The sequence below is a fragment of the Thalassotalea montiporae genome (assembly GCF_053485855.1).
Map to the genome: position 1 here is coordinate 707,124 of NZ_JBQRUO010000002.1, position 16,272 is coordinate 723,395.

The window sequence follows — 16,272 nt, forward strand, 5'->3', positions numbered from 1 at the left end:
CGTTTCATTGCACTCAAACACCTAATTATCGCTGCGCAAAAGTCACTTAACCTAATGATCTACATCAAGATATAGCACACAATACTTGTTAATTTCACCGGAGTTTAATAGGGTGTCTGTTCGCTAAAATCTTCAAATAGCGATATCCACCCTCGGTAAATAGTGAATATTAGTGAAGTTTGTTGCCCTTGAACCTTATCAGTTCGAATTTCCAGCAATTCAAAATCAAGTTTGCCATACTAGTCTTCGTCATTGATAAGACTTGAGGTAGGGCAAGCGTCGAGTATGTTCGTCGATATGCCCACAAAACACTCACTAATAACAACATGGAAAACAAGGAAGCGTGTGCTTTATGAAAACCTTTACCCAACAACTGACTAAGCTCAGTACTGCAATTGTGCTATCTAGCGCAGCACTTAGTGCCTATGCAGGCACAGTCAACAAAAGCCCAAATGACCCGCGTGAATATCACACCTTCACCTTAGGTAATCAACTGGAAGTTATCACGGTATCTGACCCCAACTTGAAACAGTCAGCTGCCACTTTGTCTGTCGGAGTCGGCCAATATCAAGATCCAGCGCAATTTCAGGGTTTAGCGCATTTTCTTGAGCATATGATTTTTATGGGCTCAGAAAAATATCCTACCCCTGATGAGTTTATGGCATTCGTTAGTGAAAACGGCGGTCGCACCAATGCTTATACAGCGCAGCAACAAACTACCTACTTGTTTTCAATCGACAGCAAGCAGTTTGCGCCAGCACTCGATCGATTAAGCAGCGCCATCAAGCAGCCATTATTCGATGAAAGCATGGTGCAAAAGGAAATCAACGCAGTAAATTCCGAATGGCTTACTCATCGCCAATCAGATCAATTTGTACAGCAACGCGCTGCAGCTCGCACAGGTAACTTAGCGCACCCAAGAGTGCAACTAGGTGTTGGTAATCTAGAAACGCTCAACAAAGACAAAGCGGCACTATTGGCTGAGCTAGGTAACTTCCACCAAGATTTTTACTCCGCCAATATTATGAAGTTGGTACTGGTTGGTAACCAAACACCTAAGCAGCTAAAGAAGTTAGCGAAAAAATACTTTTCGAATATTAAGAATAAGAAAGTCGAGCGCCCAGTCACACTATTACCGGCCTACCAAACAGAGCATTTAGGCCAACACATTTATGTGCAAAGTAAGGTTAAAGTGCCGCTACTGGCAGTAGAGTTTGCGATCCCCAACAATATGTCGCAATGGCAAAGCCAAGCTAACGCTTATGTGCAAAAACTTATTGCTTCACAAGAAGAAGGCTCGCTGCTTGCCACGTTAACCGAGCAAGGGTTAATTCAATTTGGCAATGTAATGTTTATGCCAAATGCATGGGGTAACAATGGCAGCGCCTTTATTCAATTTGTTTTAACCGAAAAAGGACAGGCCCAGCAAGATACAATTCTGGCGAGTACCTTTAGCTACCTAGAGCAAATTAAAAGCCAAGGGATCAGCCAAGCACACTTTGACGAGCTAAAAGGTCTACTTAACCTGCAATATGAAGACTATCGCGCGCCAGCAGCCTTACCATTGGCTATGCAATTAGCACAGCCTATTTTTGATGTACCAAGTGAACATTTAATTGATCACAACTTTGTTGCCAAGAAGTTTAATGCCAAACAAATTGGCAATCTTGTCGATCAATTAACGCCAGAACGCGCACGTATTTACCACATTAACCCTGAAGAAAAAGTCGATACTGATTTGACTTACGCTGAAGGTGGCTATCGCGTTGCAGCAATCACCGAGCAAGAGTTGGCGAAATGGCAAAGCTCGCCACTAGCGGTGAAATTGCCAGCGGCGCAAGTTATTGAGCAAGAAGAAGCTGTAGAAGTTGTGCTAGACGGTGATTACTCTTCACCAAAGAAAATTTTTAGTGAAGCGGGCACTCAGGTGTTTTACTCACAAAGTACTCACCATAAGGGTAAAGAGGGAGTGCTAAACCTTGCACTAACCTCAACTGCCCCATCTGAAAATATTGACAATGCAGTCAGCGCATCACTACTTAACGTCATTTTTATTAAAGAAAATCAACGTTTGTTACAACGCGCTCAGCAACGTAATGGTGTAATGATTAGCCCTGCGCCAAACAATGCCAATAACACGGTATTTCGTTTGTTTGGTCGTAGCAGCAAGCAATTTAAGTTAGCCACTCAGCTTGTCGAAGAGTTCAAAGAATTAGAAATTACTGAACGTGACTTCAAATCAGCCTTGAAGCTTGTGAATGACTCACTAGAAAGTATGCAAGAGTTGAAAATTTCCGATCAGTTGTCATTCCATGCAATGAACTTAACTCGCCGTAGCCCTTATCAATATTCGGTCAAGGCAACGCGCAAAGCCCTTGCCAATGCTTCTTTAGAAAAAGTACAGGCGATGCATCAGCAAATTCTCAACAACAACTTTGTTGATATTTATGCCCATGGTAATTTTGCACCAGACAAGCTGATTGAATTTGCGAAACAAACACGTGAATTATTGGGTAAAAGTGAAATGCAGCCTTGGTATATAGCTTCGGAGTTTTCCGTTAAACAAGGTAGCGCAGTAGTAAAAAAAGTGTCGGTAAAACAAGACGGCGTTGGTCTAGTTGATACTTACATTTACCCAGAGCAATCGGCAAAAGTGCTAGCTCAGCTACATTTGCTTAATCGCTTGTCATCAACACCACTATTTAAGGAGTTGAGAACCAATCAACAAGTTGGCTATGTGGTCAGAAGTTATGAAGAAAATATTCACGACTATCCGGCATTATCGGTGATGATTGTTAGTGACAATACAAACTTGCAACAGCTAAAAGAAAGAATCGAATCTTTCCAAATTGGCTTTTACAACGCACTGGAGCAAGTAGATGAAAAAGCGATAACTCAACTGGCTAACTCAGTCGCTGATGAACTCAGTAAAAAGCCGGAAAATATCTTTGTTGAAGTAGGCCACTATATTCAAGATTGGGAGCAAAATAAGCACTCTTTTAGCACCAAAGCACAGCAAATTCGCGATATTAAAGCGACCACGAAAGCTGACTTGCTTACGCTTTATAAAGATATGTTTATTCAAGGTAAATTTATGAATGCCTTAACCCAATTAAAAGGCGAAGACTTTAAAGATACGGGCTACTACAGCTGGTCAGCCGCGGGGGAGTAGAATCGCACGCTAGATACTGACCTTAAACAAATAGCTGATATTACCTAAAGTATTAATATTTAGCGTGATATCAGCTTTTTACAGGCAATCGTTTTTAACGAAAAAAACCACTGAAAAACATCATCATCACCCATTCTCAACTAACCAAAATAACAGCCCTTTCAAGAAAATTTTTGTAACATCTCCGCCTTTGGACACCACGACAAAACCAACTAGCATTGACTAATATCTCGCCAGCTTGAATACCAAGAAAAAGGAAGGGAAAGCCTGTGAACAAGTCAAACTATCAGTGCCCAATACGTGCACTTTTTATCGCCATAGCGCTAACTGCAACCAGTGCTACCGCTATTGCGACACAAACAGACTCAACAGAAAACGCCAATATTCGCGCATTTGAACACGGTTTGATTGATTATATGAAGCGTGGCCAAGAAGATAAAAAGCCGCAGTCAATAAATAAGCGCATGTTAGCATACCAAGTGCCTGGGGTAAGTGTGGCAATTATCAAAAACGGCAAACTACTCAGGTCAACTGGCTATGGGACACGCCTCAACGGTAAAACATTACCAGTAGATGCTGACACCGTTTTCTCAGTCGGCTCTGTCAGTAAGATAATTAACGCCGCACTTATTCTACGCTTAGTGGCAGCAGGTAAGCTGGATTTAGACAAAAATATCGATGATTATCTGACCTCGTGGCAAGTACCCAACAGTTCCTTTACACATGCTCATCCTGTGACCTTGCGCCAAATTCTGGCACACACGGCAGGTTTTAACCAGCACGGCTTTGCCGACTTTCAACCAGGTGAGCGTTTACCAACAACGTTACAAACCTTGAATGGGCAAAGCCCTGCAAAACACGGCGCAATCAAGCTAATGTTTGCGCCAGGTTCAAAAATGGATTACTCAGGCGGTGGCATTACCGTTAGTCAACTAATAGTTGAAGAAATTACTGGCTTAACATACCCCAAAGCCGCTGAAAAATATGTCTTTAAGCCATTAAGCATGCAGCGAAGTACTTTTCAAAATCCGCTTCCTGAAAATTACGGCAACATTGCTTATGCCCACGATGATAAAGGCAGACCAGCTGCACAGCCGCGTGGTTACGAAGCCATGCCTGAGATGGCAGCATCTGGTCTATGGACAAGTGCTAACGATCTAGCCAAATTTGTTATTGCACTGCTAAACAGCTCGATGAGTGAAAATGGCTTTCTACCCAAACCTATTGCCGCCGACATGATGACCAGAGTAACCAATAGCTGGCACGGCCTTGGCCCACGCTTAAACGGCAAAGGTAAAACACGGGTATTTCATCACGGCGGCGCGAATCAAAGTTATCGCGCTTGGATAGAGGGACACTTGGCCAGCGGTGATGGCATTGTAGTACTTACCAATGGCACCAATGGCCATTGGATTTATCGAGAACTGCGTAAGTCAGCGGAAGATGCCTTTGCTTGGCCAGTAAGAGATGATGGAGGTCTGGAAGAACCCGAATTTACCCAGTAAATACTATAATGCACCGCTATCCACTGATTAGTGGATAAACATACGCTCTAATGAATAGGCTCATACAGACTAACAAACTCTAACGTATGAGCCAAACTTTGCGTTATGGTCTAACTTGGCCATCCCCTAAAACCACAAATTTTTCTGTAGTTAGTGCCTCTAACCCCATTGGCCCATAAGCGTGCAGCTTACTGGTTGAAATACCAATTTCAGAACCGAGCCCCAATTGGCCACCATCAGAAAAACGCGAAGACACATTCGCCATCACCACCGATGAATTGATCTGGCGGATAAACTGCTGACAACGCGAGGTGTCTTGGCTAACTATCACTTCAGTGTGATCTGAGGTGTATTGGTTAATATGAGTAATCGCGGCGTCGTAATCCGCGACTATTTTCACTGCAATTTCTTGCGCCAAATACTCTGCTTGGAAGTCGTCTTCACTGGCCAGTTCCGCACCTTCGAAATATGGCTGAGATTGCGCACAAGCGTGAATTTTGACGTCAAATTCTGCTAATGCTTGAGCCGCTTTCGGTAAGTACTGCTCGGCAATCGATTGGTGTACAAGTAAGGTTTCCAGTGCATTACAAGCGCTTGGGCGCTGCGTTTTACCATTGACGAGCAGATCAATCGCTTTGTTTACATCAGCAAACTCATCCACGTACTGATGACAAACCCCTTTAAAATGCTGAATAACAGGGATTTGACTGTTTTCAGTCACGTAACGAATTAGCCCTTCACCACCGCGTGGAATTACCAAATCAATCGAATCACGTTGTTTTAAAAGTTGTTCGATTACTTCACGGCTGGTATCAGGAATAACGGAAACCATGTAAGGATTTAGCTGATGTGTCGCTAACACTTGGTGCAAACAATTAGCTAGCGCAAGGTTGCTGTGAATCGCTTCTGAGCCACCACGCAGCACCACCGCGTTACCTGCCTTGATGCAAAGCGCTGCCGACTCTGCGGTCACATTTGGGCGTGATTCATAAATCATCGACACAACACCAAGCGGAATGCGCATTTTACCTACTTGCATACCATTTGGGCGAAGCTGCATATTCGCAATATTGCCAATCGGATCAGGCAGGTTAACAATGTCGATAATGGCGGCGGCAATGTCATCAATTCGCTCAGGTGTCAGCGTTAGCCTGTCTAACATGGCTGACGATAAACCTTTGTCGCGCCCTGCCACTAAGTCTTTTTCATTTTCAACAATTATTACAGCGCTGGCAGCGCGAATGGCCTGCGCCATATCGGTGAGTAACTGGTTCTTTTGTGTTGTGGTTAGTTGCGCCACTTCACGGCTTGCCGCTTTGGCTTGTTGTGCCATGTATTGCATATCAAAGTTTGTAGAATTCATGTGCGTTCCTTTACTACTAAGTGTTGTCGCTGCTGGTATTGGTTTGATTACCGACATCACTGCTATTCGTTTTTAGCATCACCATATCATCACGGTGCACTGCGACTTTACTTGGGCAATAGCCTAAAATGGCGGCAATTTGATTACTGTTTTGCCCAATAATCTTCGCCAAATCACGATGGCTATACTGGCTAATACCTTTGGCAACGGGCGATTGATTTACCGCATCAATAATGTCGATAGAGTCACCGGCAGCAAAACTACCTTCAACGCCTGCAATGCCGGAAGGCAACAAAGAGGCGCCTTTATTGGTCACCGCATGAATCGCGCCGGCATCGAGCAATACTCGCCCAGTACTTTTTAACGTGTGTTTTAGCCAGTGTTTTTTCGCTTTAAATGGTGCTTGCTGGGCATGAAAATGCGTGCCGGCATTAATACCTTGTCCGAATTGTTCAAGCGCATTGGCATCTTCGCCACTGAGAATAAAGGTCGCGATTCCATTTTCTGTCGCTTTTTCTGCCGCCTGAATCTTGGTTTGCATACCACCTGTCGCAATGTGGTTATCGGTACCTGAAGCCATCTGGTATATCGCTGGGGTAATCGCGCTTACATCACTGAGTTTTTCAGCGTCAGGGTTATGCTTTGGGTTTTCACGATATAAACCATCAACATCGCTGAGAATTAACAAGCAATCAGCTTCACTGACCAGCGCTACTTGTGCTGCCAAGTTATCGTTATCGCCAACTTTTAATTCATCGGTTGCGACCGTATCGTTTTCATTAACAATCGGGATCACGCCATTGGCGAGTAAAATGCGAATAGTATTTTTGATATTAATATAGCGCTGGCGATCTTTTAAATCACCATGGGTGATCAGTAGTTGGCTGCATGGCACATCGAAAAAGCGCTGCCAATTTGCCATCATTTTCATTTGCCCCACTGCCGCCATCGCTTGTTTAGTGGGGATAGAGGGGTTTGGAGAGCCATGTCGTATTAATGCGCGGCCAGCAGCAACACTGCCAGACGAAACTAAAATCACTTCTTTCCCTGCCTGTTGGCATTGGGTAATAAAGCGCGCTATCGACAGCAGATATTGCCCGCTACAACCCTGTTTATCAGGGGCAACTAAGGCACTGCCGACTTTAATCACAACACGTTGAAAATTCATTACTCCTCCTCAATTACTACCAGCCTAGCATGACGTGAAAAAGGCTTAAATAGCAATCACCTTTTGCGACTTTTATCAACGAAAAGAATCTTTTTAATAGGTTTAAAGCATATGGCTACACTAGCCTTTATTTTTACCCATTAAATGTTAATAAAATGTATATTTTTAAATGGCTAACTAAAAATGTGTTTATTTTGTCACCTTGGTTGACAACCTATTCAATACCACTGTTTTTCATAGTAAAAATCCGCACTTTTGTGGTGCAATCTAGTATCAAAAAGCGGCTCTTTTCTAAAAATACATAGTTAAACGTAATTTGTGATAGCTCGTCATATAAGTTCAGCTTACAAGTGTTCACTTTCGCTAGTTATCATCAAGTCCAGTGATTTTTACGATGTAAAAACTGGTTATCTGGTGATAGAAAAAACCGTGTTCAAACACTTTTTAAACCCTTACAATCTAAAAATCGTCAACCTTAAAAGCAAATTTTTGTCAGTTAAGTTCATTATTATGTTGAGTTTTCTACCTAGACCTTTGATCGGATTTTTGTCTTTAGTTTGTTACACCATCAACACATTATTGTGGGTGTTACCTGTTGTTGTTAGCTCTCTATTAAAAGCTTTAGTACCACTTAAAGGCTGGCAAAAGCTCTTTAGTTATTTGCTCGATCGCATGGCAAGTAATTGGGTCACCTGTAATACTGGCATTCAAAACTTATTCACCAAGGTCAATTACCAAGTCACCGGCTTAGATAAACTCACCACTAAAGACTGGTACTTAGTGCTGAGTAACCACCAAAGCTGGGTAGACATTCTGGTGCTGCAACGGTTATTAAACGGCAAGATCCCATTTTTAAAATTCTTTTTGAAAAAAGAGCTTATCTATGTGCCTTTTCTCGGTATTGCCTGGTGGGCATTAGACTTTCCATTTATGAAGCGCTATAGCCAATCGTTTTTGAAAAGAAATCCACATTTAATTGGCAAAGATATTGAAACAACACGAAAAGCGTGTGAAAAATTTAAACATAAACCTGTGAGCGTAATGAACTTTATTGAAGGAACACGCTATACGCAGGCCAAGCACGAAAAACAAAAATCGCCGTTTAAGCACTTATTAAGACCGAAAGCCGGTGGTATCGCCTTTGTGCTAGATGCCATGGGTCAACACCTCAATAAAATTGTTAACGTGACTATCTATTATCCGAATGGCATTCCAAGTTTTCAGCAGTTTATTTCAGGCGATGTCAGCGAGATCCACGTAAACGTTGAAACTATCGATATTCCAAACGAAATTATTGGCGATTACTTCAATGACAAGACGTTTAAACAAAACTTCCAGCAATGGGTTAATCAGCTGTGGCGCGATAAAGATCAGACAATGGCGGAAATGGAATTGGCTGACCATCAGTCTTAACAACAATTGAAGTCGCGACTTAGTTATTTAGCGACTATCAAAAGCTTGAAAGATTCAATATCAAGTCGTTGATTGAGTTGGCACTAATAAGAATGATAGAGGAGTAAACCCGTGCAGCAATGGATTTCTGATCAGTTGATCTTACTTGGTTTACCAAACCAATATTTGGAATTGGGCACGAGTGTTGCGGGCATTGTTTTATTACTATTGCTTGCCAGTGCCAGCCACTACTTAGTTAAACACCGTCTATTGGTGTTGGTACAAAAACTTGTTCAGCGAACCAAAAACACCTGGGATGACTTGTTTGTTACCCACCAAGTATTTACCAAAATTAGTTTACTGGTTCCGTTTTTTCTAATTATTGCGCTAACGCCTATTTTCTTGCCTGAAGAGTCACTTAAGGCAACGATTCTAGTGGCGATTGCACGTGTCGCGGTGATCTTTCAAATAGCCCGAGTATTGTCGGCACTGCTTGACGTAATTAAAGCCATCTACCAAGCAAAAGCAAAAACCCGTTACATGCCGCTAAATGCGACAATTCAGTTGATCAAACTGGCTATCTATTTAGTTGCAACCATCTTGTCTGTTGCTGTCATTATCGACCGGTCGCCCATATTCCTGTTGAGCGGTTTAGGTGCACTAACAGCCGTGCTATTACTTATTTTCCAAGACACCATTAAAGGGCTAGTCGCCAGCATCCAAATTGCGGCGAATAAAATGGTTGCTCCGGGAGATTGGGTTGAACTGCCACAATATGGTGCCGATGGTGATGTTCTTGAAATTGGCCTAAATACAGTAAAAATTCAAAACTTTGATCGCACTGTAACCACAGTGCCTACCTATGCGTTGATCAGCGGCTCCTTCAAGAACTGGCGAGATATGTTCAACTCTGGTGGCCGACGCATCAAACGGGCGATTTATATTGATGCCGCCAGTGTGCGCTTTTACCAAGCTGAAGAAATCACAGAACTCACCAGTATTAGCTTGCTCGCTGACTATTTAGCACAAAAACAAACGGAACTGGCACAAAACCAACACCAACTGGGCAGTGCAGCGACCGACAAGCGCAATCAACGCCAGTTAACCAATATTGGTACATTCCGCGCTTACATTACCGCTTACTTGCAAAATCATCCGAAAGTTCATCAACAAATGACCTGTATGGTGAGGCAGCTAGCCCCAACAGCAACGGGGATTCCATTAGAGCTATACCTATTTAGTAATGACCAAGACTGGGTAAATTATGAGGGTATACAAGCAGATATCTTTGACCATATTTATGCCATTGCGCCAGAGTTTGGCCTGCGTATTTTCCAACATCCTACAGGCCACGATTGGCAGCGTTTCGCCAACTAAACGTACTAGCGAGCGCGGATCACACCTTCTTGCATTGTTGAGGCAACTAGTTCGCCTTGGCGATTGAAAATTTGGCCTTTCACTAAGCCACGTCCGCCGGTGGCTGATGGACTATCAACGGCATACAGCAACCAGTCATCAAAGCGAAATGGACGATGAAACCACATGGTATGGTCAATCGTGGCGATCTGGAAATTTGGATCCCAATGGCTTTTACCGTGCGGAAACAGTGACGTAGGCAAGAAATGAAAGTCTGACGCATAAGCCAGCATATAGGTGTGCACACGTAAATCATCAGGTAAATCACCGTTAGTTTTAATCCACATATGGGCTTTAGCGGGCACTTTTTCTGGTGACACCCAGTTATATTGCTCAACCGAGCGCAATTCAATCGGTTTTTCAGCGAGGAAAATTTTGCGGATATGCTCAGGGAAAACTGACTGATTTGCGCGAATAAAATCTTGGTATGAGGGAACCCCTTCAGGGCCAGGGACATCTGGCATTTGATCTTGATGTTCAAAGCCTTGCTCTAGCTGTTGAAACGAAGCTGTCATATAGAAAATTGGCTGACCATTTTGGATAGCCTTGACGCGCCGAGCACTAAAGCTGCCGCCATCACGCAATACTTCAACGTCATATACAACGGGTTTAGTTGCATCACCGGCGCGTAAAAAGTAGGAATGTAATGAATGAACATGGCGCTTTTCATCTACTGTTTCTTGCGCAGCCGACAGCGCCTGACCTAATACTTGGCCACCAAATAAAGCTTTAAAACCAAGGTCTTGGCTTTGACCACGGTAAATGCCCTGTTCAATTGTTTCTAGTGTTAACAGTGATGATAAGTCGTCTAACACCTGACTCATACTCGCCTCTTTGCTTCTTGTTGTTTTCGGTTATTATACTCGAGCCAAACATTCAGGGTAGACTCGCCCGCCAAAATCCACAGCATTTGCGTTCGTTATATTGTGTTCAGCTGCTCAGCTAACACTAAGATTACGTTAAATTTTTATAAAATATACACATTTACTTGTTGAAATATTAAACAATATTCTATAGTGTCACGTAATAGTTATTTGCAGTTTAAATAGTTAATGTGAGGCTAGGATGCAGGCGGTTTCAAAACGTGAAATGCTGTTAGAGCGAAGGCAACACGACCAAATTCAATCAACGCTGTGGGAAAAATTAACCTTAGCGCAGAAATTTGCAGCCAGCAGTCTGACTCAGTTTGGGTACGATCTAGCATTTATTAGAGCCAGTGCAGGCAGTAGTTTAGCCATACTATTATGCGATGGAAAAGTAGCAACTATCGCATGGGATGGTGAAATAAACACTCAACCTGAGATTACAATTCGCAACTAGTAGCAAGCATTAAAAGATAGTTAAACAGCGCTTTATAGCGCTGTTTTTGTTTGTATTAATCTAGCTTCTTGGCATTAGCTGAATTTATGAAATTCGATATTTTCTTCAGGCGATTCTTCTTTTTTCACAAGTTTTATTTTAGCCAATGCTTGTTGCTGCTCAGTCAACAAGCTTTCCATCAGCGACATAAAGCCGCTTAAATTGTTGCTGCTCCACATTCGCGCAACATGCTTCTCACGACCCGAAATATAGGTAAGAAAGTCTTTATAAGCACCTGGTTTGTGATTTTCAAAATAGGTTTGCGCGGTCGGTTTAAGTTGCTCTTTACCGCCAGCACAAGCATTGAAGATTGCCGCATAGTTAGTCACTAGTGGCGATATACGTTTGACATCGCTTAATATGGCTGGTGATTTTCGCTCTGCTTCTTCTTTTACTTTATTGTAGCGAAAAGTAAAAAATTCTTGCTGTTTTGCTCCGATTGAAGCCACCGTATCAGCTAGCTGCTTATGACTTTTTCGCGTTTGTGCTGTATCGCGTTTTTGTTGAACCAAATCGTGCTGTAAGCGTTCCGAACGAAAATAGAAATAAACACTAACGGCAACAAAAATGGCAATAACAACTAACGCAAAAAACATAAACCTACTGAATACCCTTCAAAAATTTAAGACACGTCACTCAAGCGCGATAAGAAGATATAAGGATCGATATCCTGCACTGCGGGTGTATCTAAAGAAAACCTAATATTAACCGAAAATTCGCCTAAATTGGCAAAAAAACGTACCTTGAGTGCATCAATTAGCTTTTCAAACTTAGCTTTGGCTTGGCTTTGTGACTGATGCGGAAAAAGCACAATATACTCACCATCATTAATCTGCCCACTCTGATCAAACTCCCCCATATGCTCATTAATCAATGTGGCCAATGTTTTGTTCACTTCGGCAATAACCCGCTTGTTAAAGCTAAACGTTAAGTCTTGCCAATTGCTAATGGTTAAATAACCTATGGTGAGCGGGTATTCATACTTGCGTGCTTTCTTGAATGCGCGATGGTAGATATATTTGGTTTGTGCGGGATTAGGCACTAAATACGTCGGGCGCTCTAACTGCTCATACACATCGTGCTGTTTGCGAGAGCGGTAGGTAAGCCATTGAATCGTCAAAACCACAAGCAAAAACAAACTCAATGTTGTTAAACCGATAATATAGTGTTGCTGCATCCTCACTTGTTCTGAGAATTCAGTGTGTGCGTCATATGCTTCGGCTAAATCTAGCGCAAGCGCTTTGTTGCTATCTTCGACCGCAAGCCGACTAGGCGCACGAATAACTCTGGCTTTCGCATCTTTGAAAAACTGATGTTGCAATTCTACGTAACGATTAAGCATTGCTAGTGCTTTGTCTTTATCACCTTCAATCTGGTAACGATTAGCGAGTAGTAGGTATAAATCAACTTGATCGCCTGCCACTTCGACGATTTCAGCAAGCTCTTCAGCAAGTACCAGCAATTGCAATGCAAAAGCCTGACGATCGGTTGCAAAGCTCGCCTTAGCTAGCGCAATTAACGTGCTCAAATAAGGCTTATTCAAATTCTGCCCTTTAAATGAATGCTCTGCTTCAACGAGGGCGAGATAAGCAGATTGATACTCACGCTGATCCAATAACACTTGGCCAATACCAAGTTCGGCGTAAGCGCGTTTTATTGGCCAAACGCGCTGCTCAGCAATTTGCTTTACCTGCCAAAACGCATTGTATGCATCGTCTAATCGTTCGAGCTCTCGATACGCGGATGCTAAGTTATAATAGGTTCCTTCAATGCCATTTTTGCGATTAAGTGCAAAGCGCAGTTTTAGAATACGCTCGTGTATCTCCATCGCAGTTTGGTAATCCCCTAAATAGTGATACGAGATCGCAATCACTTCCAATAACTGTAAATGCTCTGCATATTGGAGGTTTTGCTCAACCAACTCTTTCACCATATGGAGATCGTCAGCCGCTTTTTGATTTTCACCAATTAGGGCATTTGCCATTGCGCGATAGCCCAAAGCCAGTAGTTGGTACTTTACTAAGCCTTCTTGCGTGGCGCGCTCCCAGACTTGATCAACAAAGTGGAAGACATTGTGATATTTACTTTTTACAAAGTAACCTTCCGCCAATTTGATTTCTAAATTAAGCTGCAGCTCAGCAGGTAGTGGCTTGTAAGTTAAACCGTCAATCGCAAATTGAAAGGCACGTGCAGCATCACCTTTACTCGCTGCGACTTCGGCAAGTAAGACGTAAGCTTTAGCAATAACGTCTTTCGGGTATTGATGACGATACTGAACAATTTCAGTCGCCAAAGAAACTATTTCATCGTAGGGAAGTGCTTCCTTATCTGCCTGATAAAAACCACTGACTCGTTCGATATTGGCGGTAACAACTTCTCTTGGCAACTGTGCTTGTGCATTGGCAACTTGACTTAGTAAACAAGTCATCACCAATGTCAGTACCAACCAAATCTGTTTCAACAAGTGTAAACCTTAAACGATAGCTTTTTCAGAGCAGGCATTTTAACGAATCGTATGAATTAGCGCCAACTTTCGACTAACCTTAGTCATCAAATTGGATTTAGTATTTACTCTACGCAAATATTGACTATAATATCGCCGAGCGACTAAAGCTCGTTAAAGGCAAATCTAGTGAAAGCTAGAGACGCAAAGTTACCGGTCTAAGGGGAAACCTAGGACAGCGGGACTGCCAAATTTAGATATAGTGGGGGCTTATCTATTTTAGCTATTCAGCTAACCTTCTACTCCTACGGTATACTTTGCGTGTCTTTCCCTTTTTTCTTTTTAATCCTGTTAGTATCTAGCAGCTTTACTGCTAAGTAGCACACCAGTAATAACGACACCAAGCCGCTGATCAATTCAATATTGAATACTCAATCAGCATGCTATTGGCGCCATTCAACGTTTAGCTTTTTAGCTCTTCTCAGCTATTGCTTTTTCTGTTGCTGTTCTTTCTGCTGCTCTATGTATTGTGTAATCACAACCTCCAACATAGACAAAGGCATTGAACCATTTGCTAGCAATTGATCGTGGAAGTCACGCAAATCAAAGTCAGCGCCTAGCGCTTGCTCAGCCTGTTTGCGCAAACGCTTAATCGTCAACTCGCCAATTTTGTATGATAGTGCCTGACCTGGCCAAGAAATATAGCGGTCTATTTCAGTTTTAACATTGTGCAGTGACAACGCGGTATTGCTGGCTAAAAAGTCCATTGCTTGCGCACGTGACCAACCTTTGACATGCATCCCTGTATCAACCACTAGTCGACACGCGCGCCACATTTCATAAGTTAAACGGCCAAAATCACTGTAAGGGTCGGGATACATACCAGCTTCAATACCTAAGTATTCAGCATATAGGCCCCAACCTTCACCAAATGCCGAAATATAAGTTTCATTTCTGAACTCTGGTACGTTTTTCATTTCACGAGCAATAGAGCCTTGTAAGTGATGACCAGGCACGGCTTCGTGTAAGGTTAACGCTGGTAGCACATAGAGCGGGCGGCGATCTAAGCGATAAGTATTGACCCAATAGTTACCCGGTTGATCATCTCGCGATGGTCCAGAGTAACGGCCCGTTGTATACTTAGGCGCAATATTGGCGGGAACTTCAATTACCCCATACGGTGTACGTGGCAAAGTTTTAAACAAGCTTGGTAACTTAGCATCCATTTGCTTAGCAAGAAAAGAGGCTTCTTTGATCAGCTGCTCTGGCGTAGTTGCATAAAACTGAGAGTCTGTTCGCAAAAACTCAACAAAATCAGCAAAAGAACCTTCAAAGCCTAGCCTTGCAATAATGGCATTCATTTCAGCGCGTATTCGCTTCACTTCTGCCAAGCCAATTTGATGCACTTCATCGGCGGTCATATCTAATGTCGTGAAATGCTTCACGCGATTGGCGTAAAACGCTGCACCATTTGGCAAACTACTTGCCGCGATATTTTGTCGAGCATTGGGTTGATATTCACCCACCATAAAATCGTAAAAAGCTTGGTAACTGGGGAATACTTGCTCTTTAATGACGCTTGTTGCTTGCGTTCGTAACGATGCTTGTTGTGCCGTTGTTAAATGCTTTGGCATTGACTTAAACGGCTGATAGTAAACACTTTCGGTCACATCTTCTTTGATAAAAGCACTAATTGACTCTTCAAAGCCTTTCAATACTACTTGTGGTTGACTGTAGCCAGCAGCTAACCCTTCACGCATCCAAGTCATTTGCTGCTCAAAATAACGTGGCATTTGTGCCAAGCGGCTAAGGTAATCAAGATAGTCTTGTTCGGTTTTAAAACTCACCATACGGCCAATAAAACTGATATGTGCATGGAATCCAGATTCCGCAGTAATTGGCATGAGGTGTTCTTTATTTAGGTAATTATCTACCTGATTTTGAATTCGATATTGCAGTACCGACCAGTTAATTTGGTTAGCAGTACTAAGTGACTCGACATCAATAGCATTCACTTTGGCTAAAATATCCGTCAGTTGTTGATGGTTTTCAGCTAATGTCTCGGCACTTAAATCTGGCAATTGTGCATTAGTTTTGCCTGGCTCTGGGTTATTGAATGGACTACTTTGCTGCTCATAGTCGTGATAGGTTTCAATCACGTTGGCTAGTTGTTGATCGGCATTGGGCTTACTTTTTAGCGCAGTTTGGCTACACGCTGTCAGCATGAACAACATGAGTATAATGGGGTATTTCATTAGCTTATTGCTTCCGTAATCGAGCTTTATTAAGCGGTTATTGTGCATTTATTTTACCTTGGCGATACGCCCTTGCAACTTAAGGCTAACACAAAGCTATTTCGATTCGCACAACAGCCTTTCTGCATAAATAACACGCATTCATTAAACTATTTGCTCTATTAATCGATAAAAGTTGTTTGTAAGGCTAGAAGTTTTC

General features: G+C 42.6%; 11 protein-coding genes and 1 riboswitch. Of the genes, 5 read left to right on the plus strand and 6 right to left on the minus strand.

Annotated elements, in window-relative coordinates; genetic code table 11:
* Nucleotides 1-352: 352 nt before the first annotated feature.
* Nucleotides 353-3,172, plus strand: coding sequence for an insulinase family protein (locus ACSLUR_RS09650; RefSeq protein ID WP_448553995.1), 2,820 nt, complete (start codon nt 353-355; stop codon nt 3,170-3,172).
* Between the two features lie 269 nt (nt 3,173-3,441).
* Nucleotides 3,442-4,677, plus strand: a complete 1,236-nt coding sequence (locus tag ACSLUR_RS09655) for a serine hydrolase domain-containing protein (protein WP_448553997.1) — start codon at nt 3,442-3,444, stop codon at nt 4,675-4,677.
* Between the two features lie 103 nt (nt 4,678-4,780).
* On the opposite strand, the gene ACSLUR_RS09660 is transcribed toward ACSLUR_RS09655, so the two are convergent.
* Both ACSLUR_RS09660 and proB read right to left on the minus strand, forming a co-directional pair.
* Nucleotides 4,781-6,040, minus strand: a complete 1,260-nt coding sequence (locus ACSLUR_RS09660) for a glutamate-5-semialdehyde dehydrogenase (protein WP_448553999.1) — start codon at nt 6,038-6,040, stop codon at nt 4,781-4,783.
* Nucleotides 6,041-6,056: 16 nt separating this feature from the next.
* Nucleotides 6,057-7,208 (minus strand): glutamate 5-kinase, encoded by a 1,152-nt coding sequence (gene proB, locus ACSLUR_RS09665; protein ID WP_448554001.1) that lies wholly within the window; start codon nt 7,206-7,208, stop codon nt 6,057-6,059.
* 510 nt (nt 7,209-7,718) lie between these two features.
* Between proB and yihG the strand changes: the two genes are divergently transcribed.
* Both yihG and ACSLUR_RS09675 read left to right on the plus strand, forming a co-directional pair.
* Complete coding sequence (gene yihG, locus ACSLUR_RS09670) at nt 7,719-8,621, plus strand: 1-acylglycerol-3-phosphate O-acyltransferase, YihG family (RefSeq protein ID WP_448554375.1); 903 nt, start codon at nt 7,719-7,721, stop codon at nt 8,619-8,621.
* A gap of 111 nt (nt 8,622-8,732) precedes the next feature.
* Nucleotides 8,733-9,977, plus strand: a complete 1,245-nt coding sequence (locus ACSLUR_RS09675; RefSeq protein ID WP_448554003.1) for a mechanosensitive ion channel family protein — start codon at nt 8,733-8,735, stop codon at nt 9,975-9,977.
* 5 nt (nt 9,978-9,982) lie between these two features.
* Here ACSLUR_RS09675 and tesB read toward each other — a convergent pair whose 3' ends face one another.
* Entirely contained in the window at nt 9,983-10,840 is an 858-nt protein-coding gene (gene tesB / locus ACSLUR_RS09680; RefSeq protein ID WP_448554005.1) for an acyl-CoA thioesterase II, read from the minus strand.
* Nucleotides 10,841-11,081: 241 nt separating this feature from the next.
* On the opposite strand from tesB, the gene ACSLUR_RS09685 reads away from it, so the two are divergent.
* Complete coding sequence (locus ACSLUR_RS09685) at nt 11,082-11,336, plus strand: hypothetical protein (protein ID WP_448554007.1); 255 nt, start codon at nt 11,082-11,084, stop codon at nt 11,334-11,336.
* A gap of 74 nt (nt 11,337-11,410) precedes the next feature.
* Here the strand turns inward: ACSLUR_RS09685 and ACSLUR_RS09690 are convergent, their stop codons facing one another.
* The 3 genes from ACSLUR_RS09690 to ACSLUR_RS09700 all read right to left on the minus strand — a co-directional run bounded on the left by ACSLUR_RS09690 (nt 11,411) and on the right by ACSLUR_RS09700 (nt 16,073).
* A complete protein-coding gene (locus ACSLUR_RS09690; protein ID WP_448554008.1) occupies nt 11,411-11,971 on the minus strand; it encodes a hypothetical protein in 561 nt (186 codons plus the stop codon).
* A 26-nt stretch (nt 11,972-11,997) separates the two neighbouring features.
* Nucleotides 11,998-13,839 (minus strand): tetratricopeptide repeat protein, encoded by a 1,842-nt coding sequence (locus ACSLUR_RS09695; RefSeq protein ID WP_448554010.1) that lies wholly within the window; start codon nt 13,837-13,839, stop codon nt 11,998-12,000.
* A gap of 148 nt (nt 13,840-13,987) precedes the next feature.
* Nucleotides 13,988-14,070, plus strand: a riboswitch (cyclic di-GMP riboswitch).
* 233 nt (nt 14,071-14,303) lie between these two features.
* Nucleotides 14,304-16,073, minus strand: coding sequence for a DUF885 domain-containing protein (locus tag ACSLUR_RS09700; RefSeq protein WP_448554012.1), 1,770 nt, complete (start codon nt 16,071-16,073; stop codon nt 14,304-14,306).
* Nucleotides 16,074-16,272 lie beyond the last annotated feature (199 nt).

Coding starts and splice junctions, on each gene's coding strand:
- ACSLUR_RS09650 (WP_448553995.1), top strand. CDS start 353: ATGAAAACCTTTACCCAACAACTGACTAAGCTCAGTACTGCAATTGTG.
- ACSLUR_RS09660 (WP_448553999.1), bottom strand. CDS start 6,040: ATGAATTCTACAAACTTTGATATGCAATACATGGCACAACAAGCCAAA.
- proB (WP_448554001.1), bottom strand. CDS start 7,208: ATGAATTTTCAACGTGTTGTGATTAAAGTCGGCAGTGCCTTAGTTGCC.
- yihG (WP_448554375.1), top strand. CDS start 7,719: ATGTTGAGTTTTCTACCTAGACCTTTGATCGGATTTTTGTCTTTAGTT.
- tesB (WP_448554005.1), bottom strand. CDS start 10,840: ATGAGTCAGGTGTTAGACGACTTATCATCACTGTTAACACTAGAAACA.
- ACSLUR_RS09685 (WP_448554007.1), top strand. CDS start 11,082: ATGCAGGCGGTTTCAAAACGTGAAATGCTGTTAGAGCGAAGGCAACAC.
- ACSLUR_RS09690 (WP_448554008.1), bottom strand. CDS start 11,971: ATGTTTTTTGCGTTAGTTGTTATTGCCATTTTTGTTGCCGTTAGTGTT.
- ACSLUR_RS09700 (WP_448554012.1), bottom strand. CDS start 16,073: ATGAAATACCCCATTATACTCATGTTGTTCATGCTGACAGCGTGTAGC.